At 54.7% G+C, this 24,965-nt stretch carries 26 protein-coding genes and 1 pseudogene; 15 read left to right on the top strand and 12 right to left on the bottom strand.

Annotated features, from left to right (window positions below):
* Positions 1 to 111 precede the first annotated feature (111 nt).
* The 10 genes from WH298_RS16320 to rlmC all read left to right on the top strand — a co-directional run bounded on the left by WH298_RS16320 (position 112) and on the right by rlmC (position 8,849).
* Positions 112 to 363: a DUF1418 family protein gene (locus tag WH298_RS16320; protein WP_180823338.1), complete on the top strand. Its 252-nt coding sequence runs from the start codon at positions 112 to 114 to the stop codon at positions 361 to 363.
* Between the two features lie 15 nt (positions 364 to 378).
* Entirely contained in the window at positions 379 to 1,101 is a 723-nt protein-coding gene (gene nfsA / locus WH298_RS16325; protein WP_049850995.1) for an oxygen-insensitive NADPH nitroreductase, read from the top strand.
* Positions 1,102 to 1,118: 17 nt separating this feature from the next.
* Entirely contained in the window at positions 1,119 to 2,021 is a 903-nt protein-coding gene (rimK, locus tag WH298_RS16330) for a 30S ribosomal protein S6--L-glutamate ligase (RefSeq protein ID WP_180823339.1), read from the top strand.
* Between the two features lie 87 nt (positions 2,022 to 2,108).
* Positions 2,109 to 2,591 carry a YbjN domain-containing protein gene (locus tag WH298_RS16335; RefSeq protein WP_007887662.1) on the top strand — a complete coding sequence of 161 codons (483 nt, stop codon included), beginning with the start codon at positions 2,109 to 2,111 and terminating at the stop codon, positions 2,589 to 2,591.
* A gap of 372 nt (positions 2,592 to 2,963) precedes the next feature.
* Positions 2,964 to 4,073 carry a spermidine/putrescine ABC transporter substrate-binding protein PotF gene (potF, locus tag WH298_RS16340; protein WP_007887660.1) on the top strand — a complete coding sequence of 370 codons (1,110 nt, stop codon included), beginning with the start codon at positions 2,964 to 2,966 and terminating at the stop codon, positions 4,071 to 4,073.
* Positions 4,074 to 4,187: 114 nt separating this feature from the next.
* Complete coding sequence (gene potG / locus WH298_RS16345) at positions 4,188 to 5,321, top strand: putrescine ABC transporter ATP-binding subunit PotG (RefSeq protein WP_180823732.1); 1,134 nt, start codon at positions 4,188 to 4,190, stop codon at positions 5,319 to 5,321.
* Between the two features lie 9 nt (positions 5,322 to 5,330).
* Entirely contained in the window at positions 5,331 to 6,287 is a 957-nt protein-coding gene (gene potH, locus WH298_RS16350) for a putrescine ABC transporter permease PotH (RefSeq protein ID WP_007887658.1), read from the top strand.
* Positions 6,284 to 7,129, top strand: coding sequence for a putrescine ABC transporter permease PotI (gene potI, locus WH298_RS16355; RefSeq protein WP_007887657.1), 846 nt, complete (start codon positions 6,284 to 6,286; stop codon positions 7,127 to 7,129). The genes potH and potI overlap by 4 nt, the downstream gene beginning before the upstream one ends.
* Before the next feature lie 74 nt (positions 7,130 to 7,203).
* On the top strand, positions 7,204 to 7,671 hold the full coding sequence (locus WH298_RS16360; RefSeq protein ID WP_180823340.1) for a YbjO family protein: 468 nt from the start codon (positions 7,204 to 7,206) through the stop codon (positions 7,669 to 7,671).
* Between the two features lie 47 nt (positions 7,672 to 7,718).
* The gene (gene rlmC, locus WH298_RS16365; RefSeq protein ID WP_180823341.1) at positions 7,719 to 8,849 is read left to right on the top strand and encodes a 23S rRNA (uracil(747)-C(5))-methyltransferase RlmC; all 1,131 of its coding nucleotides are present in this window, start codon (positions 7,719 to 7,721) and stop codon (positions 8,847 to 8,849) included.
* Between the two features lie 49 nt (positions 8,850 to 8,898).
* Here rlmC and artJ (WH298_RS16370) read toward each other — a convergent pair whose 3' ends face one another.
* The 6 genes from artJ (WH298_RS16370) to WH298_RS16395 all read right to left on the bottom strand — a co-directional run bounded on the left by artJ (WH298_RS16370) (position 8,899) and on the right by WH298_RS16395 (position 13,406).
* Positions 8,899 to 9,630: an arginine ABC transporter substrate-binding protein gene (gene artJ / locus WH298_RS16370; RefSeq protein ID WP_049850997.1), complete on the bottom strand. Its 732-nt coding sequence runs from the start codon at positions 9,628 to 9,630 to the stop codon at positions 8,899 to 8,901.
* A 130-nt stretch (positions 9,631 to 9,760) separates the two neighbouring features.
* Positions 9,761 to 10,429 carry an arginine ABC transporter permease ArtM gene (gene artM / locus WH298_RS16375; RefSeq protein WP_049850998.1) on the bottom strand — a complete coding sequence of 223 codons (669 nt, stop codon included), beginning with the start codon at positions 10,427 to 10,429 and terminating at the stop codon, positions 9,761 to 9,763.
* 2 nt (positions 10,430 to 10,431) lie between these two features.
* Positions 10,432 to 11,145, bottom strand: coding sequence for an arginine ABC transporter permease ArtQ (gene artQ / locus WH298_RS16380; RefSeq protein WP_180823342.1), 714 nt, complete (start codon positions 11,143 to 11,145; stop codon positions 10,432 to 10,434).
* 6 nt (positions 11,146 to 11,151) lie between these two features.
* A complete protein-coding gene (gene artJ / locus WH298_RS16385) occupies positions 11,152 to 11,883 on the bottom strand; it encodes an arginine ABC transporter substrate-binding protein (RefSeq protein WP_007887647.1) in 732 nt (243 codons plus the stop codon).
* A gap of 15 nt (positions 11,884 to 11,898) precedes the next feature.
* Positions 11,899 to 12,627 carry an arginine ABC transporter ATP-binding protein ArtP gene (gene artP / locus WH298_RS16390; RefSeq protein WP_007887645.1) on the bottom strand — a complete coding sequence of 243 codons (729 nt, stop codon included), beginning with the start codon at positions 12,625 to 12,627 and terminating at the stop codon, positions 11,899 to 11,901.
* 239 nt (positions 12,628 to 12,866) lie between these two features.
* Positions 12,867 to 13,406, bottom strand: coding sequence for a lipoprotein (locus WH298_RS16395; protein WP_180823343.1), 540 nt, complete (start codon positions 13,404 to 13,406; stop codon positions 12,867 to 12,869).
* A 107-nt stretch (positions 13,407 to 13,513) separates the two neighbouring features.
* Between WH298_RS16395 and WH298_RS16400 the strand changes: the two genes are divergently transcribed.
* Together WH298_RS16400 and WH298_RS16405 are read left to right on the top strand one after the other, a co-directional pair.
* The gene (locus WH298_RS16400; RefSeq protein WP_007887640.1) at positions 13,514 to 13,834 is read left to right on the top strand and encodes a heavy metal-binding domain-containing protein; all 321 of its coding nucleotides are present in this window, start codon (positions 13,514 to 13,516) and stop codon (positions 13,832 to 13,834) included.
* On the top strand, positions 13,834 to 14,658 hold the full coding sequence (locus tag WH298_RS16405) for an N-acetylmuramoyl-L-alanine amidase (RefSeq protein WP_180823344.1): 825 nt from the start codon (positions 13,834 to 13,836) through the stop codon (positions 14,656 to 14,658). The genes WH298_RS16400 and WH298_RS16405 overlap by 1 nt, the downstream gene beginning before the upstream one ends.
* A 57-nt stretch (positions 14,659 to 14,715) precedes the next feature.
* Here the strand turns inward: WH298_RS16405 and ltaE are convergent, their stop codons facing one another.
* The 3 genes from ltaE to WH298_RS16420 form a co-directional block, all read right to left on the bottom strand.
* The gene (gene ltaE / locus WH298_RS16410; protein WP_180823345.1) at positions 14,716 to 15,717 is read right to left on the bottom strand and encodes a low-specificity L-threonine aldolase; all 1,002 of its coding nucleotides are present in this window, start codon (positions 15,715 to 15,717) and stop codon (positions 14,716 to 14,718) included.
* A gap of 67 nt (positions 15,718 to 15,784) precedes the next feature.
* The gene (gene poxB, locus WH298_RS16415) at positions 15,785 to 17,506 is read right to left on the bottom strand and encodes a ubiquinone-dependent pyruvate dehydrogenase (RefSeq protein WP_180823346.1); all 1,722 of its coding nucleotides are present in this window, start codon (positions 17,504 to 17,506) and stop codon (positions 15,785 to 15,787) included.
* 111 nt (positions 17,507 to 17,617) lie between these two features.
* Complete coding sequence (locus WH298_RS16420) at positions 17,618 to 18,514, bottom strand: LysO family transporter (RefSeq protein ID WP_180823347.1); 897 nt, start codon at positions 18,512 to 18,514, stop codon at positions 17,618 to 17,620.
* A gap of 137 nt (positions 18,515 to 18,651) precedes the next feature.
* Here WH298_RS16420 and WH298_RS16425 point away from each other — a divergent pair.
* A pseudogene (locus tag WH298_RS16425) lies at positions 18,652 to 20,291 on the top strand (DUF2813 domain-containing protein).
* A gap of 90 nt (positions 20,292 to 20,381) precedes the next feature.
* Here the strand turns inward: WH298_RS16425 and cspD are convergent.
* Positions 20,382 to 20,609 (bottom strand): cold shock-like protein CspD, encoded by a 228-nt coding sequence (cspD, locus tag WH298_RS16430; RefSeq protein WP_007887624.1) that lies wholly within the window; start codon positions 20,607 to 20,609, stop codon positions 20,382 to 20,384.
* A gap of 323 nt (positions 20,610 to 20,932) precedes the next feature.
* On the opposite strand from cspD, the gene clpS reads away from it, so the two are divergent.
* Together clpS and clpA are read left to right on the top strand one after the other, a co-directional pair.
* On the top strand, positions 20,933 to 21,253 hold the full coding sequence (clpS, locus tag WH298_RS16435) for an ATP-dependent Clp protease adapter ClpS (protein ID WP_007887621.1): 321 nt from the start codon (positions 20,933 to 20,935) through the stop codon (positions 21,251 to 21,253).
* A 55-nt stretch (positions 21,254 to 21,308) separates the two neighbouring features.
* On the top strand, positions 21,309 to 23,588 hold the full coding sequence (clpA, locus tag WH298_RS16440; RefSeq protein ID WP_007887619.1) for an ATP-dependent Clp protease ATP-binding subunit ClpA: 2,280 nt from the start codon (positions 21,309 to 21,311) through the stop codon (positions 23,586 to 23,588).
* Positions 23,589 to 23,678: 90 nt separating this feature from the next.
* Here the strand turns inward: clpA and infA are convergent, their stop codons facing one another.
* Both infA and aat read right to left on the bottom strand, forming a co-directional pair.
* Positions 23,679 to 23,897, bottom strand: coding sequence for a translation initiation factor IF-1 (gene infA, locus WH298_RS16445; protein ID WP_002211347.1), 219 nt, complete (start codon positions 23,895 to 23,897; stop codon positions 23,679 to 23,681).
* A 346-nt stretch (positions 23,898 to 24,243) separates the two neighbouring features.
* On the bottom strand, positions 24,244 to 24,936 hold the full coding sequence (gene aat / locus WH298_RS16450; protein ID WP_036620486.1) for a leucyl/phenylalanyl-tRNA--protein transferase: 693 nt from the start codon (positions 24,934 to 24,936) through the stop codon (positions 24,244 to 24,246).
* Positions 24,937 to 24,965: the final 29 nt, after the last annotated feature.

A 24,965-nucleotide genomic window follows, 5' to 3' on the forward strand; every position in this document is an offset into this window, starting at 1 on the left:
GTCACATCATGCCCGCCCATCCTGCTTAAAGGAAGAAGAAGTTACCTGTTATTCTGATATCTGCTGCCTATGCAGACGCTAAAACTGATTGTACGCCAAAGGAACCTTCGCATGCGTAATCTCGCCACATTACCCAAACCCGTGTTGCTGCTCGAAGTGCTCGGCGTGCTTGCCGTAATGGGTGCGCTGCTACTGACCAATGACTGGGTGAGCGCGCCGGATTTTATGGCCAAAAAGCCGCTGGCGACGCTGCTGTTTTTTCTGGGCATCGCGCTGATGCTGCCTGCGGCATGGATGATGATGTGGCGGACGGCGAAGGCGATGGCCCCGCAATTGTTCAATCATTCCAACAAAAAGAAGTAACCACCGGAGAGGATTATGACGCCGACTATCGATTTACTGTGCAGCCACCGTTCTATTCGCGCCTTTACCGAACAAGGCATTGATGAGGCGCAGCGCAGCGCCATTATTGCAGCGGCACAAGCGGCCTCAACCTCCAGCTTTTTGCAGTGTTCCTCCATTATTCGCATCACCGATCGGGAAAAACGTGAGCAGCTGGTGCAGCTGACCGGCGGCCAGCCGTGGGTTAGCGCGGCGGCGGAATTTTGGGTGTTCTGCGCTGACTTCAATCGTCATCAGCAGATTTGCCCGGATGCGCAGCTGGGACGCGCTGAACAGCTGCTGCTCGGCTGCGTTGATACCGCACTGATGGCGCAAAATGCCATGGTCGCGGCAGAATCGCTCGGCCTTGGCGGCGTATTTATTGGCGGTATTCGTAACAGTATTGCTCAAGTCACCGAACTGCTTGAGCTGCCGAAATTTGTGCTGCCGCTGTTCGGTTTCTGCGTCGGTCATCCAGCGGATGCGCCGGACGTTAAACCGCGCATGCCGCAGGCGATGCTGGTACACGAAAATCGTTATCAACCCGTCGATAAAACCGTGCTGGCACAGTACGATGAGCAAATTACCGCCTATTATCAGCAGCGCGACAGCAATCAGCGTTCTGAAAACTGGAGCCAGCTGATTCAGCGTCTGATCATTAAAGAAACGCGTCCATTTATTCTGGATTACCTGCATCAGCAGGGTTGGGCGACACGCTAAGCACAAGGAACTCTGCAATGAAGATGGCCATTCTCACCCGCGATGGATCGATCTATTCGTGTAAACGTCTGCGCGACGCCGCGGAAGAGCGTGGCCATCAGGTACAGATCATCGATCCGCTCTCCTGCTACATGAATATCAACTCCGATTCGCCGGCGGTGCACTACCGCGGCGAGGCGCTGGGGCATTTTGATGCGGTGATTCCGCGTATCGGCACCGCCACCACCTTTTACGGCACGGCAGTGTTGCGCCAGTTTGAGGTGCGCGGCAGCTATCCGCTTAATGAATCGGTAGCGATTACCCGCGCGCGCGACAAACTGCGTTCACTGCAGCTGCTGGCGCGTGAGGGGATTGATATGCCGATCACCGGCTTTGCCTCCTCGCCGGATGATACCGATGATTTGATTGCCATGGTCGGCGGTGCGCCGCTGGTGGTGAAGCTGGTGGAGGGCACCCAGGGCATCGGCGTGGTACTGGCGGAAACGCGTCAGGCGGCGGAGAGCGTGATCGATGCCTTTCGTGGCCTCAACGCACATATTTTGGTGCAGGAGTTTATCAAGGAAGCACAAGGGCGCGATATTCGCTGCTTAGTGATTGGCAATGAAGTGGTGGCGGCGATTGAGCGCGAAGCAAAAGAGGGCGATTTTCGCTCCAACCTGCATCGCGGCGGGAAAGCCCGAGCAGTGGAGATCACCGCACAGGAGCGGGAAATTGCGGTGAAAGCGGCCAGCACGCTCGGTCTCGAAGTGGCTGGTGTGGATATTCTGCGCGCACATCGCGGGCCGCTGGTAATGGAAGTGAACGCTTCGCCGGGGCTGGAAGGCATTGAGGGCATTACCGGTTTGGATATCGCGACCATGATGATCGCATGGGTAGAGCAACATGCTTGCCCCGGCTATCGTCCTAAAACCGGCGGCTAACCCGCGTTTTTCGGCGGTTTTCGTGGCATCCAGATCGGTTTTTCCGTAAGCTAAGGCGCTCATTTCTTCACCCCACAGGATATTACGATGGATTCACTGGTCGTTCCGGACATTGACGTGCTGCGTCGCTGGCTGGATCAACAAAATATCACCTGGTTCGAATGCGATGCCTGTCAGGCACTGCACCTGCCGCACATGCAGAATTTTGACGGGGTGTTTGATGCAAAAATTGACCTGGTGGATAACGTCATCCTCTTCTCCGCGCTGGCAGAAGTGAAACCCACGGCGCTGATTCCGCTGGTGGGCGATTTATCGCAGATCAACGCCAGCTCGCTCACGATTAAAGCCTTCGTGGATATTCAGGACGACAATCTGCCGAAGCTGATTGTCTGCCAGTCGATCAGCACCACCGCCGGATTAACCTTCGGTCAGTTCTCCCACTTTATGAAGCAGAGTGAAGAGGGCGTTTCCATGGTGATTATGGAAGCCTTCGCTAATAACTTGCTCATCATGGAAGGAGAAGAAGAGGAGCGACAGCCCAGCACCAGCAGCCACGCGATGCTGCACTGAGTTCCCCGCCTCGCTAACTGCCGCTTTTTGCGGCAGTTTTCATTTCTGCCCCACCACTTTTTATTCTGCACTTTGCCCTTTATTGCCAGATATTAGTTGTGCTTTATGCCACTAGTGCCAAACCCCATAGCAGAAACATGCATAACTTATCGCGAAAAGGCGTTTTTTAAGCTGGGATCTGGTGCAGTAGGTAAGGGGGGGCTATCCTTGCGGGGCTGACTGGGACAAGCAACCTCAGCACAACTATAGGTTTTTGCTATTAAACTCCCGCTGAATATTGATTCATTGTGTGCCTGTAATTTTTACAGAAAACGCAACGTTCGGATCGCGTGTATACAGCGTTGTAATGACCCGCTCAGGAGGAAGGAAAACATGTTCAACCAACGTCAAAAATGGTTGCCAGGTGTGGTTGCTGGTGTGCTGATGGCTGCGGCCGCCGGTGCTCAGGCAGAAGATAAAACGCTGCATGTGTATAACTGGTCAGATTATATCGCGGCTGACACGGTGCCGAACTTTGAGAAGTTGACCGGCGATAAAGTGGTTTACGACGTTTTCGATTCCAACGAAGTGCTGGAAGGCAAACTGATGGCCGGTAGTACCGGTTATGACGTGGTAGTGCCATCGTCGAGTTTCCTTGCGCGTCAGCTGCAATCGGGCGTGTTCCAGGAGCTGGATAAGAGCAAGCTGCCAAACTATAAAAACCTCGATCCCGATCTGATGGCGAAAGTGGCCCAGCACGATCCCGGCAACAAATACGCGATCCCTTATCTGTGGGGCACCACCGGCATCGGCTATAACGTCGATAAAGTGAAAGCCGCACTGGGCAAAGATGTACCGCTGGATAGCTGGGATCTGGTGTTGAAACCGGAAAACCTGGAAAAACTGAAAGGTTGCGGCGTCTCCTTCCTTGATGCACCGGAAGAGATTTTCGCTACCGTGCTCAACTACCTTGGCAAAGATCCCAACAGCTCTGACGCGAAAGATTACTCTGGCGCGGCGACCGATTTGCTGCTGAAACTGCGTCCGAACATCCGTTACTTCCACTCGTCGCAGTACATCAACGACCTGGCGAACGGCAACATCTGCGTAGCGATTGGCTGGTCGGGCGATATCCTGCAGGCGAAAGATCGTGCGGATAAAGCCAATAACGGCGTGCATCTGGGCTATATCGTGCCGAAGCAGGGCGCCCTGGCGTTCTTCGACATGTTCGCGATTCCAAAAGACGCGAAAAATGTAGAAGGGGCATACAAATTCCTCAACTACATGATGGATCCAAAAGTCATTGCTGATGTTTCCAACAACATGAACTATGCCAACGGTAACAAAGCCTCGCTGCCGCTGATTAATGCGGACGTGCGCAACAATCCGGGCATTTTCCCAACGCCGGATGCCATGGCTAAACTGTTTGTGCTCAAGGTCCAGGATCCGAAACTGGATCGTGTGCGTACCCGTGCATGGACTAAAGTAAAAAGTGGTAAGTAACTCGTTCTGAACGAGTATTGCCTGAAGACGACAGCAGAGGCGCGGTACTGGCCTCTGTTGTGCCATTTTTAGCGGCTGGCTGTGCCGCGCGATTTTAGCGCCGGAGAAATGTTAGTGAACGACGCGATTCCCCGCCCCCCAAATAAAACCGCTAAGGCGTTGACGCCGCTGCTGGAAATTCGCAATCTGACCAAATCTTTTGACGGCCAGCACGCCGTGGATGATGTCAGTTTGACCATTTATAAAGGTGAAATTTTTGCGCTGTTGGGTGCTTCCGGCTGTGGTAAATCCACGCTGCTGCGTATGCTGGCGGGATTCGAACCGCCGACCAGCGGCCAGATTGTGCTGGATGGTCAGGATCTCTCGCACGTACCGCCGTATCAACGCCCGATCAACATGATGTTTCAGTCCTACGCGCTGTTCCCGCACATGACGGTGGAGCAGAACATTGCCTTTGGTCTGAAGCAGGACAAACTGCCGAAAGGCGAAATCAACAGCCGCGTCGAAGAGATGCTGTCGCTGGTGCATATGCAGGAGTTTGCCAAACGTAAGCCGCATCAGCTCTCTGGCGGCCAGCGTCAGCGTGTGGCGCTGGCGCGTAGCCTGGCGAAGCGTCCGAAACTGCTGCTGCTTGATGAACCGATGGGCGCGCTGGATAAAAAGCTGCGTGACCGCATGCAGCATGAGGTGGTCGATATTCTTGAGCGTGTGGGCGCCACCTGCGTGATGGTGACGCACGACCAGGAAGAAGCGATGACCATGGCGGGCCGCATCGCCATCATGAACCGCGGCAAATTCGTGCAGATTGGTGAGCCGGAAGAGATTTACGAGCATCCAACCAGCCGTTACAGCGCCGAGTTCATCGGTTCGGTGAATGTGTTTGAAGGCCTGCTGCGCGACCGCGGTGAAGACGCGCTGATCATTGATGCGCCGGGCTTAGTGCATCCGCTGAAGGTGCAAACTGATGTCTCCGTCGTCGATAACGTGCCGGTGCACGTTGCGCTGCGCCCGGAAAAAGTGATGCTGTGCGAGGAAGTGCCGGCCGATGGCTGTAATTTTGCCGTCGGTGAAGTGGTGCACATTGCCTATCTTGGCGACCTGTCGATTTATCACGTGCGTCTGCGCAGCGGCCAGATGATTAGCGCACAGTTGCAAAATGCCCATCGCTACCGCAAAGGCGCGCCAACCTGGGGCGATGAAGTCCGTCTCTGCTGGGACGCTGACAGCTGTGTGGTTCTGACGGTTTAAGGGGGCGATATGAGCCAGATTTCTCAACGCCGCGTGCCTAAAGTCGTGGGCACGCCGCTGCAGCGCTGGGCAACGCGCATCAAAATGCAACACGGCCGCAAGCTGGTGATTGCGCTGCCTTATCTGTGGCTGATCCTGCTGTTTCTGCTGCCATTCCTGATTGTGCTGAAGATCAGCTTCGCCGATATTGCGCGCGCCATTCCGCCGTATACCGATTTGGTTACGTGGGCGGATGGTCAGCTCAATCTGGTGCTCAATCTCGGTAACTACTTTACGCTGACCGACGATCCGCTCTACGCCGATGCCTATCTGACGTCGCTGAAAGTGGCGGGCATTTCGACCATTATCTGCCTGATGATCGGCTATCCGCTGGCGTGGGCGGTGGCACACAGCAAGCCCTCAATGCGCACCATTTTGCTGCTGCTGGTGATTTTGCCGTCGTGGACCTCATTCCTGGTGCGCGTTTACGCGTGGATGGGGCTGCTCAACAACAACGGCATTCTCAACCGGTTCCTGATGTGGCTCGGGGTGATCGATCACCCGCTGGTGATTCTCTACACCAATACCGCGGTGTATATCGGTATCGTTTACTGCTATCTGCCGTTTATGGTGCTGCCGATTTATACCGCGCTGACGCGTATTGATTATTCGCTGGTGGAAGCGTCGCTGGATCTCGGCGCGCGTCCGTTAAAGACCTTCTTTAGCGTGATTGTCCCGCTGACCAAAGGCGGGATTATTGCCGGCTCAATGCTGGTGTTTATTCCGGCGGTGGGCGAGTACGTGATTCCTGAACTGCTCGGCGGTCCGGACAGCATCATGATTGGGCGCATTTTGTGGCAGGAGTTCTTTAACAACCGCGATTGGCCGGTAGCGTCCGCGCTGGCGGTGATCATCCTGTTGATTCTGATATTACCGATCATCTGGTTCCACAAGCATCAGAACCGTGAAGTGGGAGAGAAAGAGTGAGCCAGTTACCTACCATTCGATCTCCGTGGCGCACCGTGATTCTGGTGCTGTGCTTTATGTTCCTGTACGCGCCGATGCTGCTGCTGGTGGTGTACTCCTTCAACAGTTCGCCGCTGGTGACGGTGTGGGATAGCTTCTCATTCCACTGGTACAAAGTGCTGTTCCAGGATCAGGCAATGCTCGATGCGGTGGGGCTTAGCCTGACTATCGCCGCGCTCTCAGCAACGATGGCGGTGGTGCTCGGCACTATGGCGGCGGTGGTGATTGTGCGCTTTGGCCGCTTCCGCGGGCATAACGGTTTCGCCTTTATGCTGACGGCGCCGCTGGTCATGCCTGATGTCATCACCGGTTTATCTTTGCTGCTGCTGTTTGTGGCGATGGGCAATACGTTTGGCTGGCCGAGCGATCGCGGCATGCTGACTATCTGGCTGGCGCACGTGACCTTCTGTACCGCTTACGTGGCGGTGGTGATCAACTCGCGTCTGCGTGAACTGGATCGCTCGATAGAAGAAGCGGCGATGGATCTCGGTGCCACACCGGTGAAAGTGTTCTTTGTGATCACCGTGCCGATGATCGCACCTGCGATTGTCACCGGCTGGCTGCTGGCGTTTACCCTATCGCTCGACGATTTGGTGATCGCCAGCTTCGTTACGGGTCCAGGCGCAACCACCTTGCCGATGGCGATTTTTGCCACCGTGCGGCGTGGTGTAAATCCGGAGATCAACGCCTTGGCATCGTTGATTCTGTTTGTCGTCGGTTTAGTCGGTTTTATCGCCTGGCGCTTTATGGCGCACGAAGAAAAGCAGCGATTACGCGATATTCAGAAAGCAAAACGTGGCTGAACATCGTAACATTTGCCACCATAAGAACGGGCTGATTATTTCGGCCCGTTTTATTATGGTGACGGAGCTAAACCATGTCGGAAACCCTGAAAAACGGTTCAATGATTAACGCGACGCCGGTGCCGGTCATGGTGGCGGGCAGCGCGATTATTATCACGCGCTGCCTCAGCGTGTTGATGCTGGCCAACGAACTGGGTTACGACGAACTTGCCAACTTTGTGCATCGTAGCGCGCAGGCCTGGGATTCCACGCTGATTTTTATCGCCAGCCAGCTGATTTTCCTGTTTGAACTGCGCTGTGCCTTCACCCTGATGCGGGGCAATAACCGTGGACGCTGGGGCTATGTTGCCACGCAAATTATTGTGCTTTTCTATATGTTGATGGCTTCGGTTGGCTGGATTTACCCGGAGATTTTCAGCATTCCCGGCGAAAGCAATGCGCAGATTATTCATCATACCCTGCAGCAAAAGCTGCCGGATGTGCTGGTACTGTTGCTGCTGTTTGTGCCCGCCAGCAGCCGCGCTTTTTTCCGGCACCGGTGATACAATCGGCCCCCGTTTTTTTCCCGATTCTGAATACAGGCCTTTCCATGTATTGCGCGCTTTATGATGCCGGTCGCTGTCGCTCGTGCCAGTGGCTGGAAAAACCCTATCCACAACAGCTCAACGACAAACAGTCGCTGCTGGAGCAGCTGCTGGCGGAAAGGCCGGTCGCCGAGTGGTTGCCGCCGGTTGAGTCTGAGCAGCAAGGGTTGCGTAATAAAGCCAAAATGGTGGTTAGCGGCAGCGTAGAGCGTCCCATCCTCGGTATGGTGGCGCGCGACGGTGAACCGGTTGATTTGTGTGCCTGCTCGCTCTATCCCGACAGCTTCGGTGCGGTGTTCGAGGTACTTAAGCCCTTTATCGCCCGCGCGGGGTTAACCCCGTATAACGTGGCGCGCAAACGCGGTGAGCTGAAGTTTTTGCTGCTGACTGAAAGCACCCAGGGCGGCATGATGCTGCGCTTTGTGCTGCGATCCACCACTAAGCTGGCGCAGCTGCGTGCGGCACTGCCGTGGCTGCAGCAGCAGTTACCACAGCTGAAAGTGATCTCCGCGAATATTCAGCCGGTGCACATGGCGATCCTTGAAGGTGATGAAGAGATCGCGCTGACGCCGGATCAAGCGCTGGCTGAACGTTTTAATCAGGTGCCGCTCTATATTCGCCCGCAAAGCTTCTTCCAGACCAACCCGCAGGTTGCCGCCAATCTTTACGCCACCGCGCGCGATTGGGTGGCGCAGCTGCAGGTCAGCAGCATGTGGGATCTGTTTTGTGGCGTTGGCGGGTTTGGTTTGCACTGCGCGACGCCAGACATGCAGCTGACCGGGATTGAAATCAACGCCGAAGCCATCGCCTGTGCGCAGCAGTCGGCGCAGCAGTTGGGGCTGGAGAAGGTGAGCTTTGCCGCGCTGGATTCCACCCAGTTCGCTACTTCACGGGAAGCCGTGCCGCAGCTGGTGCTGGTCAATCCGCCGCGTCGCGGTATTGGTGCGGAGTTGTGTGCTTATCTCAGTGAGATGGCGCCCGATTACATTCTCTATTCCAGCTGCAATCCCACCAGCATGGCGCAGGATATCGCGCGTCTAACGGATTATGACGTCAGCCGTGTGCAGCTGTTCGACATGTTCCCGCACACCGCGCATTTTGAAGTGCTGTGTTTGCTGACAAAGAGAACAGCGTAACGCCTGCCGTACAGAATCTGTCAGGCGGCGCCACGCCATCCCATCAGACTTATTCCGGGAACCACTTCTGATTAATCTGCTGCCAGGTGCCGTTGGCTTTCAACGCCACTAACGCGCTATTTAGCTCGTTTAGCAGCGGCTCATTGCCTTTACGTACCGCAATGCCTAAGCCGGTGCCGAAGAAATCGGTATCAGTGATATGCTCGCCCACTGCACTGAGATCCTCATTGGCCTTCAGCCACTGATTGACCACCGCCGTGTCACCAAATACGCCGTTCAGGCGACCATTTTTCAAATCAAGAATCGCGTTTTGATAGCTGTCATAGGCTACCGCCACCACCTCCGGATGCTTCTCCAGCAGGTATTTCTGATGCGTGGTGCCGTTCTCAACGCCGACACGTTTGCCTTTCAGCTGGCTGAAATCGCTGAACTGGCCTTTGTGCGCAATCACGATGGCGGAGTTGGCGTAGTAAGGCTGGGTGAAATCCACCTGCTTGCTACGATCGGCGGTGATATCCATACCTGAAATCACTGCGTCGTAGCGACGGAATTTCAGCGAGGGAATCAGGCTATCGAAAGCATTATTGGTGAAGCTGCACTCCGCTTTCATTTGCTGACACAGTGCTTTTGCCAGATCGATATCGAAGCCGACGATTTGATTGTCGTGATCGAGCGATTCGAAAGGGGGATAAGTTGCGGAAGAGGCGAAGCGGATTTTTTCCGCCGCATAAGCATTCATTGCCAGAGTTGCCAGCGCAGCAGCAACGATCCATTTTTTCATTATATAACTCCTGTAAACCTTGCCAGAGACGGAACGGGTTGCACGATGCCAGCTAATGAATTTATATGCAATATTTTTGCTTAATAATATGAAAGGGCGAGCACCTTAATCGGTGCCCGCTCTGTTGACATCAGTTGCGGCGCTCAAACGCCAGCGCACGTTTTTCCACCAGGCGCATCATGAGCGTCAGCAAACCGTTAACCACCAAATAGATCAGGCCAGCGGCGGCGTAGACCGAAATGTCGTAAGTGCGGCCATACAGCAGCTGTCCGTGGCCCATCACTTCCATCAACGTAATGGTGTAAGCCAGCGAGGTACTTTTAAATACCAGCACCACTTCGTTGGAATAAGACGAAAGGGCGCGCTTGAAGGCGTACGGCAGCAGAATGCGCAGCGTGTCTTTGCGATTCATACCCAGTGCGGCGCAGGATTGCCACTGACCGGATGGAATGGCGCGCACCGCACCGTAAAACAGCTGCGTAGTGTAAGCGGCGCTGTTCAGTGACAGCGCCAGCAGCGCACACAGCCAGGGCTGCGACAGCAGATGCCACAGCCACGGAATGTTTTGGATGCTGGGGAACTGGCCGGGACCGTAATAAATCAGGAAGATCTGCACCAGCAGCGGGGTGCCGGTAAACAGCGTGATATAGCCTTTGACTATCCAGTTTAGTACCGGCACTTTGAGCGCCAGTACAATGGTGCACAGCAGCGACAGCACCAGCGCGGCAATCAACGATGCCACGGTCAGCGTCAGGCTGGTATGCAGCCCTTTGAGCAGCTCGGGTATGTAATCCAGCATGCTTAAGCCCCTCGCTCGAAACGCGTGGTGCGCAATTCAATGCGGCGCAGCACGGCCTGACTGAACAGCGTGATGATCAGATAGATCGCCGCCGCCACCAGATACCAGGTAAAGGGTTCTTGCGTGCGCGTAGCAATGCTTTTGGTCTGTAGCATCAGATCATTCACGCTGATCAACGATACCAGCGCGGTATCCTTCAGCAGCACCAGCCACTGGTTTCCGAGGCCTGGCAGCGCATGACGCCACATCTGCGGCATAATCAGGCGCATGAAAATCGCCGACTTTTTCATGCCGAGCGCCTGACCCGATTCCCATTGACCGACCGGCACCGCTTTGAGCGCGCCACGTAGGGTCTGTGACGCATAGGCGGAATAGAGCATCGCCAGCGCAATCACACCGCACAGGAAGGGGCTGACGTCAAAGTTCTCAATCTGCACCTGCACCGGAATGTTGAACAGACCAAGATTGATGTGGAAGCCATCGGAGAGCGTCAACAGCAGCTGTGAGGCGCCGAAGTAGATAAACAGCACCACCAGAATTTCCGGCAGGCCACGAATCAGCGTCACCAGACCGGTGCCGATCCATGCCAGCGGTTTCCAGCGCACCGATTCCCAGCCAGCAAAAATCATCGCCAGCACAAGGCCGGCGATCAGTGCACAAACGGCAAGGCCGACGGTCATCCCGGCGGCGCTTGCGAGTGGAATCATTTCATTCATCAGAAATTACTGCTGGAACCATTTGCTGTAGATGGTTTTGTAGGTGCCGTCGGCTTTGATCTTCTCCAGGGCGGCATTGAATTTGCCCTGCAGCTCAGTGTTGCCCTGGCGCACCGCAATACCTAAGCCGGTACCGAAGTAATCTTTGTCGGTCACTTTCTCGCCCAGCGGTGCGAGGTTGGCGTTCTGCTTCAGCCACTCATTCACCACCGCAGTGTCACCGAACACCGCATCGATACGGCCATTTTTCAGATCAAGCACCGCATTTTGATAGCTGTCGTAAGGCACAACGGTGATATCGCTATGCTTGTCAGACAGGTATTTCTGGTGCGTGGTGCCGTTCTGCACGCCGACACGTTTACCTTTCAATGCAGCGACGTCAGCGACTTTATCTTTTTGCGCGATGAAGATGGCGGAGTTGTCGTAATACGGCTTGGAGAACAGCACTTGTTTCTCACGATCCGGGGTGATGTCCATGCCGGCCATTACCGCATCGAAACGGCGGAACTTCAGGCTTGGAATCAGACTATCGAACGCCTGATTTGTGAAGGTGCAGGTCGCATCCATCTCTTTACACAGCGCGTTAGCCAGATCGACATCAAAGCCCTGAATTTTATTGTCAGAGTCGACGAATTCAAACGGAGGATAGGAAGCCTCGGTGGCGAAACGCAATGTCTGTGCCGCAGAAGCGCTCAGGCTCAGGCCGGCAAGGAGGGCAGCAATTACAACTTTTTTCATTAGAAGCTTCCTGACTTAATGCGAAAGATAATTAGCAAACGCGTCGGTTTGCGGCTGTGTAAAGTGGCTGGCATCACCTTGCTCCACAATGTGACCGTTTTCCATGTACACCACGCGGCTGGCGGTTTTACGCGCCACTTCCACTTCATGTGTCACGATCACTTGCGTGATGTTGGTCTGTGCCAGCTCACGAATAATGCTAACGATCTGGGCGGTAATTTCGGGATCGAGTGCGGCGGTCGGTTCGTCAAACAGCAACACCTGCGGTTCCATCATCAGCGCACGTGCAATGGCAACGCGCTGCTGCTGACCGCCGGAAAGGTGCAGCGGGAAACGATCGGCATACGGCGTCAGGCGCAGGCGATCCAGCAGCTTTTCGGCACGCGCACGCGCAGCGTCTTTGCTGAGACCGAGCACGCGGCATGGGGCTTCAATCAGGTTTTGCACCACGGTGAGGTGCGGCCACAGATTGTATTGCTGAAACACCATGCCGACGTTCTGACGCAGCTCGCGAATCGCGCTGTCAGAGGGGGCTTTGGTGAAATCAAACTGGTTGCCGGCAATATGCAGGCTGCCGGAGCGCGGTTGCTCCAGCAAATTGAGCACGCGCAGGAGCGAACTTTTACCCGCGCCACTCGGGCCGAGCAACACCAGCGTTTCTCCCTGCGGACAAGCCAGGTTGATATCGAACAGTGCCTGATGGGCACCGTAAAAACAGTTTATGGCGTTTAGTTGAATACTCATGCGCTAAAAATGAATAGTAATTAGTGTCGCGGATTTTAACGTCACCAGAATAGTTATGCAATTGTGGTGGGTTAATATTTATTAAAGAGCAGTGAAACATCCAAAGCGTAGCACAATATCGCGCCACTCACGGCGGGTAAGGGCTGACGAGGCGAATTTAGTTCACAAATTATAAACAAAAAGCGCCGCAAGGATGCGGCGCGCTAATCAATAGAACAGAGTGCTGGAAAAGTGAACGACTACTTTTTCGCTTCCAGCAGCTGCGTCAATGAACCACCGTTAACGTGCGGCACATCGCTGACATAACGCACATCATCCACGACCCAGCAGGTGCCTTCGTGGATCATGAGCACTTCGTCGTGCCACGTTTTATCATCGCGGTTCAAATCCACGCGCAGCGGGATGTTGCGCGCATCACGGTTAGGGATGGTCGAAGCACTGGCGACATCCGCCGAAGTCGGTCCTTGCGCCAGGCTTGAGAACAGATCGCCGCGGGTCCACGCCGCCGGTTTCGGATTCTGGCTGCTGGCGCTCAGCAGTTTCTGATACAAACGATCGCTCAGGTAAGGGCGATATTTCGCCAGCTGGGTGCTATCCGGCAAGCCCTGAGTGGGCTGGCTGACGCGTAAATCATAGAACTGTTGCGCCACGCTGTCCGGACCACCCTCAACGCAGGCAGCGGTGCGCGGGCCATTATCCTTAATCACTGGCTCAACGGTGGTACAAGCACTCAGCAGTAACGCAGCGGGAATAAGCAGCGCAAAGGCATGGTTTCTCATCTCGATTTCCTTATTGTTCACTGGCAAAGCGCCATTTTTAGCATAGAGTATAGCCTTGCTTTTACGCCGTAAGAGCTATAACTCGCTGATTCAGAAAAGGAGAAAGTATGAAATTTTCCACTACGCCTACGCTGGAAGGACACAGCATCAGTGAATATTGCGGTGTGGTTGCGGGCGAAGCGATTCTGGGCGCCAACATCTTCCGCGACTTCTTCGCCGGTATCCGCGATATCGTTGGTGGCCGTTCTGGTGCGTACGAAAAAGAGTTACGCAAAGCGCGGCAGATCGCCTTTAAAGAGCTGGAAGAGCAGGCCAAAGCTCTGGGTGCCAATGCGGTGGTGGGGATCGATATCGATTACGAAACCGTGGGCAAAGAGGGCAGCATGTTGATGGTGAGCGTCACCGGCACCGCGGTGATTATTCGCTAATGCGCGTGGTTTTCCTGCTGGCGATGGCGTTGCTGCTGAGCGCCTGTCAGTCATCGATTGAAGCGCGTCACGGCTATTGGGTGGATACCGCGCATCCGGCGCAGGGCGCGCGGCCACGCATCAAAGTGGTGGTGATTCACTATACCGCCGAGGATTTTTCCAGTTCCCTGGCAACGCTGACCGATCGTGAAGTGAGCGCGCATTATTTAATTCCCCGTCATCCGCCGCAGAAAAACGCGCAGAGCATCATTTGGCAGCTGGTGCCGGAAAGCCAGCTAGCGTGGCATGCTGGCCCCAGCTTCTGGCGCGGTGCAACGCGCATCAATGATACCTCGATTGGCATTGAGATGGTTAATAGCGGTTACCGTCGAACATTGACGGGCTTACAGTGGCAGCCCTTTACTCCAGCACAGATCGATGCGCTGAAGGCGCTAGTAGAAGACATTACGCAGCGCTACGGCATTTCGCCGGAAAATGTGGTGGGGCATAGCGATATCGCGCCGCAGCGCAAGCAAGATCCGGGTCCGCTGTTCCCCTGGCAGCAGCTGGCTGCGCAAGGTGTAGGTGCATGGCCTGAGCAGGCTACGGTGCAGCGCTATCTCAACGGACGCGCTGCGGATGAAGCGGTGGATCAAGAGGTGTTGCTGGAGGCGTTGCAGCGCTACGGTTATGACGTTGCCGCAGCAACCACACCACAGATGCAGCGCAAGCTGATTGCGGCGTTTCAGATGCACTTCCGTCCAGCTGATTATCGCGGGATCGCCGATGCGGAAACCCAGGCAATTGCCCGCGCGCTGCTGGCGAAATACGGTGCGGCGCAGTGATGTAGCGCATGAGTCGCCATTATTGGCGACCCGACGAAGCATTGCGCGTACCAGGATTTACTGCTGCAGAAATGCCTGCCAGTGCGCCACCAGCCGTTGCAAATCCTGACGGCTGACATCCAGATGCGTCACGATGCGCGTTACTGGCCCGACGCTGACTAGCACGTCGCCCGATTGCATCCAGCTTTTCAGCGCTTCAACTTTCTCTGGCGCTACTTTCACAAACAACATATTGGTGTGCTGATTCAGCACCTCAACGCCGATGGCGCTCAGCTGCTCGCCTAACCACGCCGCGTTGTCGTGATCCTCTTTAAGGCGTGCCACATTGTGTTGCAATGCATACAAGCCAGCCGCTGCCAGAATGCCCGCCTGACGCATGCCGCCGCCGGTCATTTTGCGCCAGCGCCGCGCCTGCTCGATATACGCCTCATCGCCACACAGCAGCGAACCGACCGGCGTGCCGAGGCCTTTTGACAGGCAGATGGTCAAGGTGTCGCAGTAACGCGCAATCGCTTCCAGCTCTACATTCTGCGCCACCACGGCATTAAATATACGCGCGCCATCAATATGCAGCGCCAGCTTACGTTCACGAGTAAATTTCCACGCTTGTTCGAGGTAGCTCAACGGCAGCACCTTACCGTGATGGGTGTTTTCCAGGCTAAGCAAACGCGTGCGAGCGAAGTGGAAATCATCGGGTTTGATAGCGGCAGCAATGTCGGCCAGCGGCAGAGAACCATCTTCGGCATGCAGAATCGGCTGTGGCTGAATACTGCCCAGCACCGCTGCGCCACCAGCTTCGTATTTGTAGTTGTGCGCCTGTTGACCAACGATATATTCATCACCGCGCTGGCAGTGACACAGCAGCGCCACCAGATTTGCCTGGGTGCCGGTGGGGAAAAACAGCGCAGCGGCTTTGCCACTCAAGCGGGCCGCTTCAACTTCCAGTGCCTGTACGGTTGGGTCATCGCGGTAGACATCATCGCCAGTTTCCGCCGCCATCATGGCATCGAGCATGGCAGCACTGGGGCGGGTTACGGTATCACTGCGTAAATCGATCACGTCGCTCTCCTGAAATAAAAAAGCGGGCAAAGTGCCCGCATTATCATCATGTCTGGCCTGAATTGTTTTACCTCAGCCAGTTGGTTTTCGCCAGTTCCACGATCTCATCACCGCGTCCATTCAGAATGGCGCGCATCATATACAGGCTGAAACCTTTGGCCTGCTCCGCTTTGATCTGCGGCGGCATCGACAACTCTTCTTTGGCGGTAATCGCATCAATCAGTACCGGACCATCGTGCGCGAAGGCTTCCTGCAGCACGCCGTTCAGCTCGGAGGCTTTCTCCACGCGCATACCTTTGATGCCGCAGGCGGCGGCAATCGCGGCGAAATCCGGGTTCTCGAGATCGGTACCATCGGTCAGATAACCGCCGGCTTTCATCTCCATCGCGACGAAGCCCAGCACGCTGTTGTTGAAGATCACCAGTTTCACCGGCAACTTCAGCTGCGCCACCGAAATGAAATCGCCCATCAACATGCTAAAGCCGCCATCACCGCACAGCGCCACCACCTGACGCTGTTTGTCCAGCGACTGTGCGCCCAGCGCCTGTGGCATGGCGTTGGCCATCGACCCGTGATTAAACGAGCCGATGAGTCGACGTTTGCCGTTCATCTTCAGATAGCGTGCCGCCCATACCGTTGGTGTGCCCACGTCGCAGGTGAAAATGGCGTCGTCATCGGCGTATTCACTGATTTGCTGGGCGAGATATTGCGGATGAATCGGCAGCTTGTCGTTAGCCGTTGCCAGTTCATCAAGGCCTTTACGCGCATCGACATAATGTTCCAACGCCTTGTCCAGATGCTGGCGATCGGTTTTACTGGTGAGCTGCGGTTGCAGCGCATGCAAGGTGGTTTTAATATCACCGACCAGCGCCATATCGACATGGCTATGTGAGCCGAGACTGCCGGGATTGATATCGATCTGAATGATTTTGGCATCTGCCGGATAGAAAGCGCGATAGGGGAATTGTGTGCCGAGCAGCACCAGGGTGTCGGCGTTCATCATCGCGTGGAAACCAGATGAGAAACCAATTAACCCGGTCATACCGACGTCGTAAGGATTATCGTATTCGATGTGCTCCTTCCCGCGCATGGCGTGTACCACCGGTGCTTTCAGCGTTTCCGCCAGTTTGACCACTTCCGCATGCGCGCCAGCGCAACCGCTGCCGCAAAGCAGCGTGATATTTTTCGCGCCGTTCAACGTCTCGGCTAACCGAGCCACTTCGCTGGCGGATGGCACCACATGCGGCAGCTGCGGTGGATACCATTCACTACGCGCGCTTTCCGGGGCGGGCTGCAGTGCCACATCGCCGGGAATCACAATCACCGAGACGCCGCGATTAAGAATCGCTTTGCGCATCGCGATGCCCAGCACTTGCGGCAACTGTTCGGGATTGGAAACCAGCTCACAGTAATGGCTGCACTCACGGAACAGCTCCTGCGGATGGGTTTCCTGGAAGTAGCCACTGCCGATTTCGCTGGAAGGAATGTGGGCCGCGATGGCTAATACCGGAACATGGTTCCGGTGACAATCAAACAAGCCATTGATTAAGTGCAAGTTTCCTGGGCCACAGGATCCAGCGCAGACTGCCAGTTCGCCGCTGATTTGTGCTTCGGCTCCAGCCGCGAAGGCCGCGACTTCTTCATGGCGCGTGGGCATCCATTCGATAGTGCCCATACGATTTAGGCTATCGCTCAGCCCGTTGAGTGAGTCGCCGGTGACGCCCCAAATGCGCTTCACACCGGCGTTTTCGAGGGTTTTTGCCAGCAGTGCCGCCACAGTTTGCTTCATCGTTTGCTCCTTTCTGGTGTTGAGCCATCCATGCCGATGGCGAAAACGTGTCAGTCAGAAAGCGTAGACGATGAAGCAGGCGCGCAGCCGTGAAAAAATGCGCTGCGCAGATTACGCCGAGAACAGCGCAATAAGGATCGGCGCCAGCAAGCTCATAATAAAACCGTGCACAATAGCGGCAGGCACGATTTCCATGCCGCCGGTGCGTTGCAGGATCGGCAGGGTGAAATCCATTGAGGTGGCGCCGCTTAAGCCCAGCGTCATACTGCGCTGACGGGTAATTAACAGCGGGATCAGCATGATGGTGATCAGTTCGCGCAGCAGATCGTTGAAGAAGGCGGCGCTGCCAATCACCGGGCCGAACGATTCGCTCATCAGAATGCCGGAAAGTGAATACCAGCCGAAACCGCTGGCTAACGCCAGACCGGTTTTGATCGGCAGACCCAGCAGCAGCGCTGCAATCATGCCGCCGACCAGCGCGCTACACAGAGAGACCAGCGCCACCAGCATGCCGCGCCGATTAATGGTGATCTGACGCAGTGTCATGCCACTGCTGCGCAGCTGAATGCCGACCAGCAATAGCATCAGCATTAAGGCGTATTCGCTAATGGTCGATGCATGGCGTAGCGGCGCCCATTGGCTCAGTCCCAGCAGAAAACCCGCCAGCACCGATCCGCACAGCTTGAGCGACTCCAGCGCCATATGCAGACGTGACGGTAGCGCTTGGGGTTTGTGCTGATGTCGCCACGGCCAACGCCGCTCGAGCAGCCAAAATGCCAGCAGCGAGCAGGCCAGAATGCTCAGCATGCTCACCAACGCAATGTGGAAAATGGCGAGCAGATTACTGCTTAGGTTATCGAGAAATGCCAGGCTGGTGCCCATAAAGAACAGAATGATATAAACCAGCGCGCTCAGCGTGCGGCCAACAGCGTGCAAAAGGGTGGTGTGTCGCAGCGGCAGCAGATAGCCGAGAATCAGCGGCAACAGGATGATGATCAATCCGTACATGTTGGGTTTCTATCCATGTTTGAAGGGCTGCAACGCTAGCGAAAAACGTTTGAAGTGTAAACCTTTTCTCCCGTGGCTGACTTGACCAACGCAGCGTGGCAGACCATGCTCAGGCAAAGTAGCAGATGGATTGTATGATGATTCTGGAACATATCGATATTCATGGTTTTCGCGGCATTAATCGGCTGTCATTGCCGCTGACTGATACCAATCTGTTGATTGGCGAAAATGCCTGGGGTAAATCGAGCCTGCTGGATGCATTGACGCTGTCGCTGGCGCCCGCAGCGGAACCCTATCAATTCACGGAACACGATTTTCACTTTCCTCCCGGCGATCTCGATGCCCGCATGCGTCAGCTGCAACTGGTATTCCGTTTTCGCAGCCAGAAAGACGATGACAACGCGCTGTTCGCGCCTTTTTGGCAGCACGATGAAAAGGGACGCTTTGTCCGTTTCAGCACGCGGGCAAAACGTCAAGAGCAAGGGGTAAAAACCACCTGGCGGTTTATCGATCAACGCGGCGATGTGTTACCGATGGCGGGCACCGACGCGGCACTGGCACATTTGCGCGCTTACTATCCGGTGTTGCGTTTACGCGATGCCCGTTTTGGTCGTCGCGCCCGGCACGTAGACAACGATACGGAACGGCGCGCCACAACCTTGACGGCATTAGCACAGGAAGTGGAAAAGCTGACGCGTGATTTGGTGGTGCGTCCACAAACCTTGAGTGATGATCTGCTACGGCAGGGTTTGCATACCATGCAGCAACTGCTGGAGCACTATTTTTTGGTGCAACAGTCGGGCAGCAGTGCCGCGCGGGTTGCGCCGGAACTGCGTGATGGCAGCCAAGGCTGGCGCTCGCTGGATAAGCTCAACATCTGATAGCCGGAACCGAATCACGCAGTCGTCAGGTGATTCTGTTGCGGATGTTCTCGTTGTTAATTCAGGCACACGGCAATGAAGCGTTGCCCGCAGGCGCACATCCGTTGCTGCTGGTGGAGGATCCGGAAACGCGTTTGCATCCCATTATGCTCTCCGTGGCCTGGAATCTACTGGAGCTGATGCCGCTGCAAAAAATCGCCACCACCAATTCGGGCGAACTGCTGTCGCAGGTACCGCTGGAGAATATTTGTCGTCTGGTGCGTGAACCGGCGCGCGTGGCGGCCTGGCGTATTGGCCCGGAAGGGTTGAGTGCCGAAGAGAGTCGCCGCATCGGTTTTCACATCCGCGTTAATCGACCTTCAGCGTTGTTTGCCCGCTGCTGGCTGTTGGTAGAGGGTGAAACCGAAGTGTGGATTATCAATGAACTGGCGCGACAGCGTGGCTATCACTTTGCGGCGGAGGGGGTAAAAGTGATTGAGTTTGCGCAGTCCGGTCTTAAGCCGCTGCTGAAGTATGCCCAGCGCATGGGGATTGCCTGGCATGTGCTCACTGATGGCGACCAGGCCGGCAGTAAATATGCGGCTACCGCACGCAGCCAACTGCCGTCGCACGGTGTGGAAGCGGACCATCTCACTCAATTTCCTGCGCCAGATATTGAACATTTTCTCTATAAGCAGGGCTTTAGCGATGTTTATCATCATACGGCGCACCTGCCGTTAAACGCGCCGATGAATACGCGGCGTATTATTAGTAAAGCCATACAGCATAGCTCGAAACCTGAGCTGGCGATTGCCATCGCGATGGCTGCGGCTGAACGCGGGCCACAGGCGATTCCGCCGCTGTTAGATCAGCTGTTTGCGCGCGTGATGTGGCTGGCACGCGGTCGGGCGGATTGAGGAAAGAGGAACGTCGCCAAATAAAAATGCCAGCGTCTGCGGCTGGCATTTTTTTTGGGAGTGGTCAGAATGAGTGAAGTAGCCTGCGCGTCACGCGACCGCAGCTTGCGTAGCTTCACAGGGCACGATCAGGCTGGCATGATTGCCTTTTGGTCCCTCATGGACATCAAACTGAACCTGCTGGCCAGCTTTCAGCGTTCTGTATCCCTCCATCTGGATCGTGGAGTAGTGTGCGAAGATATCGTCGCCGCCGCTAATCGGACAGATAAACCCGAAGCCTTTGGCGTTGTTGAACCATTTTACTGTACCCGTCTCCATGCTTTTACTTCCCTCGCAAGACATTTTGATAAGTAGGTGAGGTCATTGAAGCTGTGAGTCGAGCTTGTTTAAAACTCAATCAGCTTGTGTTAGTAGAATGTAGAGAAACGGACCTTATCGTCAAGCAAACGGCCCTGGCGGACGGGGATAAATTCATCAAAATTTGAGGCAGTTAACGCTATTGCAAATTTTGTGATACAGGTCGCGCATGTGCTTTTAGGGCCAGTTTTTATCAAGTGAAAACCGGCTTGACAGGCATGTTAAACTTTAAGAATGGGCGCAGAAATGTGCACAACCGTAACGCAGAATTTCGATGGAAGATTATGGCAAACACAAACGACTGGCTTAATTTTGAACATCTAGCCGAAGATAAAGTACGCGAAGGGTTAAAGCCGCCTTCAATGTATAAAGTCATTCTGAACAATGACGATTATACACCTATGGAATTTGTTATTGACGTTCTGCAAAAGTTCTTTTCTTATGATATTGAACGTGCAACGCAGCTGATGTTGAAAGTCCACTACCATGGCAAAGCAATCTGTGGTGTATTCACTGCAGAAGTCGCGGAAACCAAGGTAGCCCAGGTGAACAATTATGCACGCGATAATGAACATCCGTTGCTGTGTACGCTAGAAAAAGCCTGAAGCCATCTCCATATAGGAGATAGGTTGTCAGAGCGATAATTGGGGGAGGTGCCAAATGCTCAATCAAGAACTGGAACTCAGTTTAAACATGGCTTTCGCCAGAGCGCGCGAGCACCGTCATGAGTTTATGACCGTCGAGCATCTGTTGCTGGCATTGCTCAGTAACCCGTCGGCCAGAGAGGCGCTGGAAGCCTGCTCGGTAGATATCGTGGCTCTGCGTCAGGAACTCGAAGCCTTCATCGAACAAACCACACCGGTGTTGCCGGCCAGTGAAGAGGAGCGTGATACCCAACCTACGCTCAGCTTCCAGCGCGTGTTGCAACGTGCGGTGTTCCACGTCCAGTCATCCGGTCGCAGCGAAGTCGCAGGTGCGAACGTGCTGGTCGCTATCTTCAGCGAGCAGGAGTCGCAAGCGGCTTACCTGTTACGCAAGCATGAAGTGAGCCGTCTCGATGTGGTGAACTTCATCTCCCATGGTACGCGTAAAGACGAACCCGGCCAGCCGCAGAACAATGCGGAGAATCCGGTTAACGAAGAGCAAGCAGGCGGGGAGGATCGTATGGAAAACTTCACCACCAATCTTAATCAGCTTGCTCGCGTCGGCGGAATTGATCCGCTGATCGGCCGCGATAAAGAGCTGGAACGTGCTGTTCAGGTGTTGTGCCGTCGTCGCAAAAACAACCCGCTGTTGGTGGGCGAATCTGGCGTCGGTAAAACTGCGATTGCTGAAGGACTTGCCTGGCGCATTGTGCAGGGCGACGTACCTGAGGTGATGAAAGAGTGCACCATTTACTCTCTCGACATCGGTTCGCTGCTCGCGGGTACCAAGTACCGCGGTGATTTTGAGAAACGTTTCAAAGCGCTGCTGAAACAGCTGGAACAGGACAGCAACAGCATCCTGTTTATTGATGAAATCCACACCATCATTGGTGCCGGTGCGGCATCGGGCGGCCAGGTGGATGCGGCAAACCTAATTAAGCCGCTGCTCTCCAGCGGGAAAATCCGCGTGATGGGTTCAACCACCTATCAGGAGTTCAGCAACATCTTTGAGAAGGATCGTGCGCTGGCGCGTCGTTTCCAGAAGATCGATATTACCGAACCTTCTGTGGAAGAAACCGTGCAAATTCTCAATGGTCTGAAGCCGAAGTACGAAGCGCACCATGACGTGCGTTACACCGCGAAAGCGGTGCGTGCGGCGGTGGAGCTGGCGGTGAAATACATCAACGATCGCCACCTGCCTGACAAGGCAATTGACGTGATTGATGAAGCTGGCGCGCGCGCGCGTCTGGTCCCCGTCAGCAAGCGTAAGAAAACGGTTAATGTGTCCGATATCGAAACGGTGGTTGCACGTATTGCGCGTATTCCAGAGCAGAGCGTGTCACAAACCGATCGCGATACGCTGAAAAATCTCGGCGATCGTCTGAAGATGCTGGTGTTTGGTCAGGACAATGCGATTGAAGCTCTGACTGAAGCGATCAAAATGAGCCGCGCTGGTTTGGGTCAGGATCGCAAACCGGTCGGTTCCTTCCTGTTTGCCGGCCCAACGGGTGTGGGCAAAACGGAAGTGACGGTTCAGTTAGCTAAAGCGCTGGGCATCGAGTTACTGCGTTTTGATATGTCCGAGTATATGGAGCGTCACACGGTCAGCCGTTTGATTGGTGCGCCTCCGGGTTACGTCGGTTTTGATCAGGGCGGTTTGCTGACAGATGCGGTGATCAAGCATCCACATGCTGTGGTGTTGCTGGATGAGATCGAGAAAGCGCACCCGGATGTCTTCAACCTGCTGCTGCAGGTGATGGACAACGGTATGCTGACCGATAACAACGGCCGTAAAGCCGACTTCCGCAACGTGGTGCTGGTAATGACCACCAATGCCGGCGTACGTGAGACTGAACGTAAGTCGATTGGCCTAATTCATCAGGACAACAGTACGGATGCGATGGAAGAGATCAAAAAGATCTTTACTCCAGAGTTCCGTAACCGTCTGGACAACATTATCTGGTTCCGTCACCTGTCTCAGGAGGTGATTCATCAGGTGGTGGATAAATTTATCGTCGAGTTGCAGGCACAGTTAGATGCTAAGGGCGTGTCGCTGGAAGTGAGCGATGATGCGCGCGATTGGCTGGCTGATAAAGGTTATGACAAAGCGATGGGTGCGCGTCCGATGGCACGTGCGGTACAGGAAAACCTGAAGAAACCGTTGGCGAATGAACTGCTGTTTGGTTCGCTGGTTGATGGTGGATCGGTATCAGTAGCGCTGGATAAAGATAAAAACCAGCTTACTTACCACTTCCTGAGCGCGGAAAAACGTAAAACCGAAGGTACTGTGCACTAAGCGTGTTGCAGATATGAAAAAGGCCGGATGCAAATCCGGCCTTTTTTTCGCGCTAAATAAGTGTAACCAACGCGAGGGGTGAACAGTTACTTAGCGACTACGGAAGACAATGCGGCCTTTGCTCAGGTCGTACGGGGTCAACTCGACAGTCACTTTGTCGCCCGTCAGGATGCGGATGTAGTTTTTGCGCATTTTACCGGAGATATGAGCGGTAACCACGTGCCCGTTTTCAAGCTCTACGCGGAACATGGTGTTCGGTAACGTATCCAATACGGTACCTTGCATTTCAATATTGTCTTCTTTGGCCATCGAATCCTCTGGGTGTACTACCAAACTGTTGAACCGGCAAGATAATGCCGAATTCCATGATTTATGTAAAGAACCGTTGATGATTTTGCCAACGCTTCGCCGTGCGTCGCGCCGTTGCGCGTGCAGTACGGATAAATTAGGGTGTTTTTTGACGTCTGCGGGGGATTAGCGGGCTAAGAATCTGTAGCAATCGGCATCAGGTGCACAATCAAAACAGCTTCGGGAAATGTGTGAGATTCCCAACCTGGCAATTCCGGCTCGCCACAGCGAAGCGCGGACGACATACCAAACTCGCTTATTGTATCACTTTTGTCGGGAATTGTGTGCAAAACATCTGAGAGCAATGTCAAAAAAGGGTCTGCGTTTGCCAACAACTCTCTGAAACCGGCTGCCAGGCCAGTGTTTGCACATACTGTAAATAGTCGACGCGAGGAATTTCAACCGCCCCGAGCGAGGCGGTATGCGGGTTTAGTACCTGGCAATCAATCAGTCGGCCTTGATGGGCAAGAAAGTGTTGTGAAAAGACCCAGAGTGCGGTTTTGGAGGCGTTTTCCTGCCGGCTAAACATCGATTCGCCGCAAAAGATTTGTCCCAGCGCCAATCCATACATGCCGCCCACCAGTTGCTGACCGCACCACACTTCTATCGAATGCGCATGGCCCAATTCATAAAGGCGCAACCAAGCGCGTTTAACTTCAAAGGTAATCCATGTACCTTCCTGGCGGCCGCTGGCACACCCTTCCAGCACTTGTGGAAAGGCATGATTCATGGTGACACGAAAAGGTGAACGCTTATGGAAGCGCGCCATGCTGCGGCTAAGATGGAAGGATTCCGGCAGCATCACCGCGCGAGGATCCGGCGACCACCAAAGAATGGGGTCACCGGGTGAGAACCACGGGAAAATCCCGCGCTGGTAAGCATTCATCAGGCGGGCAGGGGAAAGATCGCCGCCCATCGCCAATAATCCATTGGGCTCGCGCAGCGCCATTTCCGGTGGTGGGAAATTTAATGAATCCCGTGAAAGCTGTATCAGTCTCATTGCGTTAATCACACTCAGGGCTGTTGGCT

The organism is Pantoea nemavictus, from assembly GCF_037479095.1.
In the GTDB taxonomy this organism is placed as follows: Bacteria; Pseudomonadota; Gammaproteobacteria; order Enterobacterales; family Enterobacteriaceae; genus Pantoea; species Pantoea nemavictus.

Bases quoted from the DNA above. Each gene is read 5' to 3' on its own strand.
- potF (WP_007887660.1), top strand. From the start codon at position 2,964: ATGTTCAACCAACGTCAAAAATGGTTGCCAGGTGTGGTTGCTGGTGTG.
- potH (WP_007887658.1), top strand. From the start codon at position 5,331: ATGAGCCAGATTTCTCAACGCCGCGTGCCTAAAGTCGTGGGCACGCCG.
- WH298_RS16405 (WP_180823344.1), top strand. From the start codon at position 13,834: ATGCGCGTGGTTTTCCTGCTGGCGATGGCGTTGCTGCTGAGCGCCTGT.
- WH298_RS16420 (WP_180823347.1), bottom strand. From the start codon at position 18,514: ATGTACGGATTGATCATCATCCTGTTGCCGCTGATTCTCGGCTATCTG.
- poxB (WP_180823346.1), bottom strand. From the start codon at position 17,506: ATGAAGCAAACTGTGGCGGCACTGCTGGCAAAAACCCTCGAAAACGCC.
- WH298_RS16335 (WP_007887662.1), top strand. From the start codon at position 2,109: ATGGATTCACTGGTCGTTCCGGACATTGACGTGCTGCGTCGCTGGCTG.
- infA (WP_002211347.1), bottom strand. From the start codon at position 23,897: ATGGCCAAAGAAGACAATATTGAAATGCAAGGTACCGTATTGGATACG.
- rlmC (WP_180823341.1), top strand. From the start codon at position 7,719: ATGTATTGCGCGCTTTATGATGCCGGTCGCTGTCGCTCGTGCCAGTGG.
- WH298_RS16400 (WP_007887640.1), top strand. From the start codon at position 13,514: ATGAAATTTTCCACTACGCCTACGCTGGAAGGACACAGCATCAGTGAA.
- clpA (WP_007887619.1), top strand. From the start codon at position 21,309: ATGCTCAATCAAGAACTGGAACTCAGTTTAAACATGGCTTTCGCCAGA.
- artJ (WP_049850997.1), bottom strand. From the start codon at position 9,630: ATGAAAAAATGGATCGTTGCTGCTGCGCTGGCAACTCTGGCAATGAAT.
- WH298_RS16320 (WP_180823338.1), top strand. From the start codon at position 112: ATGCGTAATCTCGCCACATTACCCAAACCCGTGTTGCTGCTCGAAGTG.
- artJ (WP_007887647.1), bottom strand. From the start codon at position 11,883: ATGAAAAAAGTTGTAATTGCTGCCCTCCTTGCCGGCCTGAGCCTGAGC.
- WH298_RS16395 (WP_180823343.1), bottom strand. From the start codon at position 13,406: ATGAGAAACCATGCCTTTGCGCTGCTTATTCCCGCTGCGTTACTGCTG.
- artQ (WP_180823342.1), bottom strand. From the start codon at position 11,145: ATGAATGAAATGATTCCACTCGCAAGCGCCGCCGGGATGACCGTCGGC.
- clpS (WP_007887621.1), top strand. From the start codon at position 20,933: ATGGCAAACACAAACGACTGGCTTAATTTTGAACATCTAGCCGAAGAT.
- aat (WP_036620486.1), bottom strand. From the start codon at position 24,936: ATGAGACTGATACAGCTTTCACGGGATTCATTAAATTTCCCACCACCG.
- rimK (WP_180823339.1), top strand. From the start codon at position 1,119: ATGAAGATGGCCATTCTCACCCGCGATGGATCGATCTATTCGTGTAAA.
- nfsA (WP_049850995.1), top strand. From the start codon at position 379: ATGACGCCGACTATCGATTTACTGTGCAGCCACCGTTCTATTCGCGCC.
- WH298_RS16360 (WP_180823340.1), top strand. From the start codon at position 7,204: ATGTCGGAAACCCTGAAAAACGGTTCAATGATTAACGCGACGCCGGTG.
- artP (WP_007887645.1), bottom strand. From the start codon at position 12,627: ATGAGTATTCAACTAAACGCCATAAACTGTTTTTACGGTGCCCATCAG.
- artM (WP_049850998.1), bottom strand. From the start codon at position 10,429: ATGCTGGATTACATACCCGAGCTGCTCAAAGGGCTGCATACCAGCCTG.
- cspD (WP_007887624.1), bottom strand. From the start codon at position 20,609: ATGGAGACGGGTACAGTAAAATGGTTCAACAACGCCAAAGGCTTCGGG.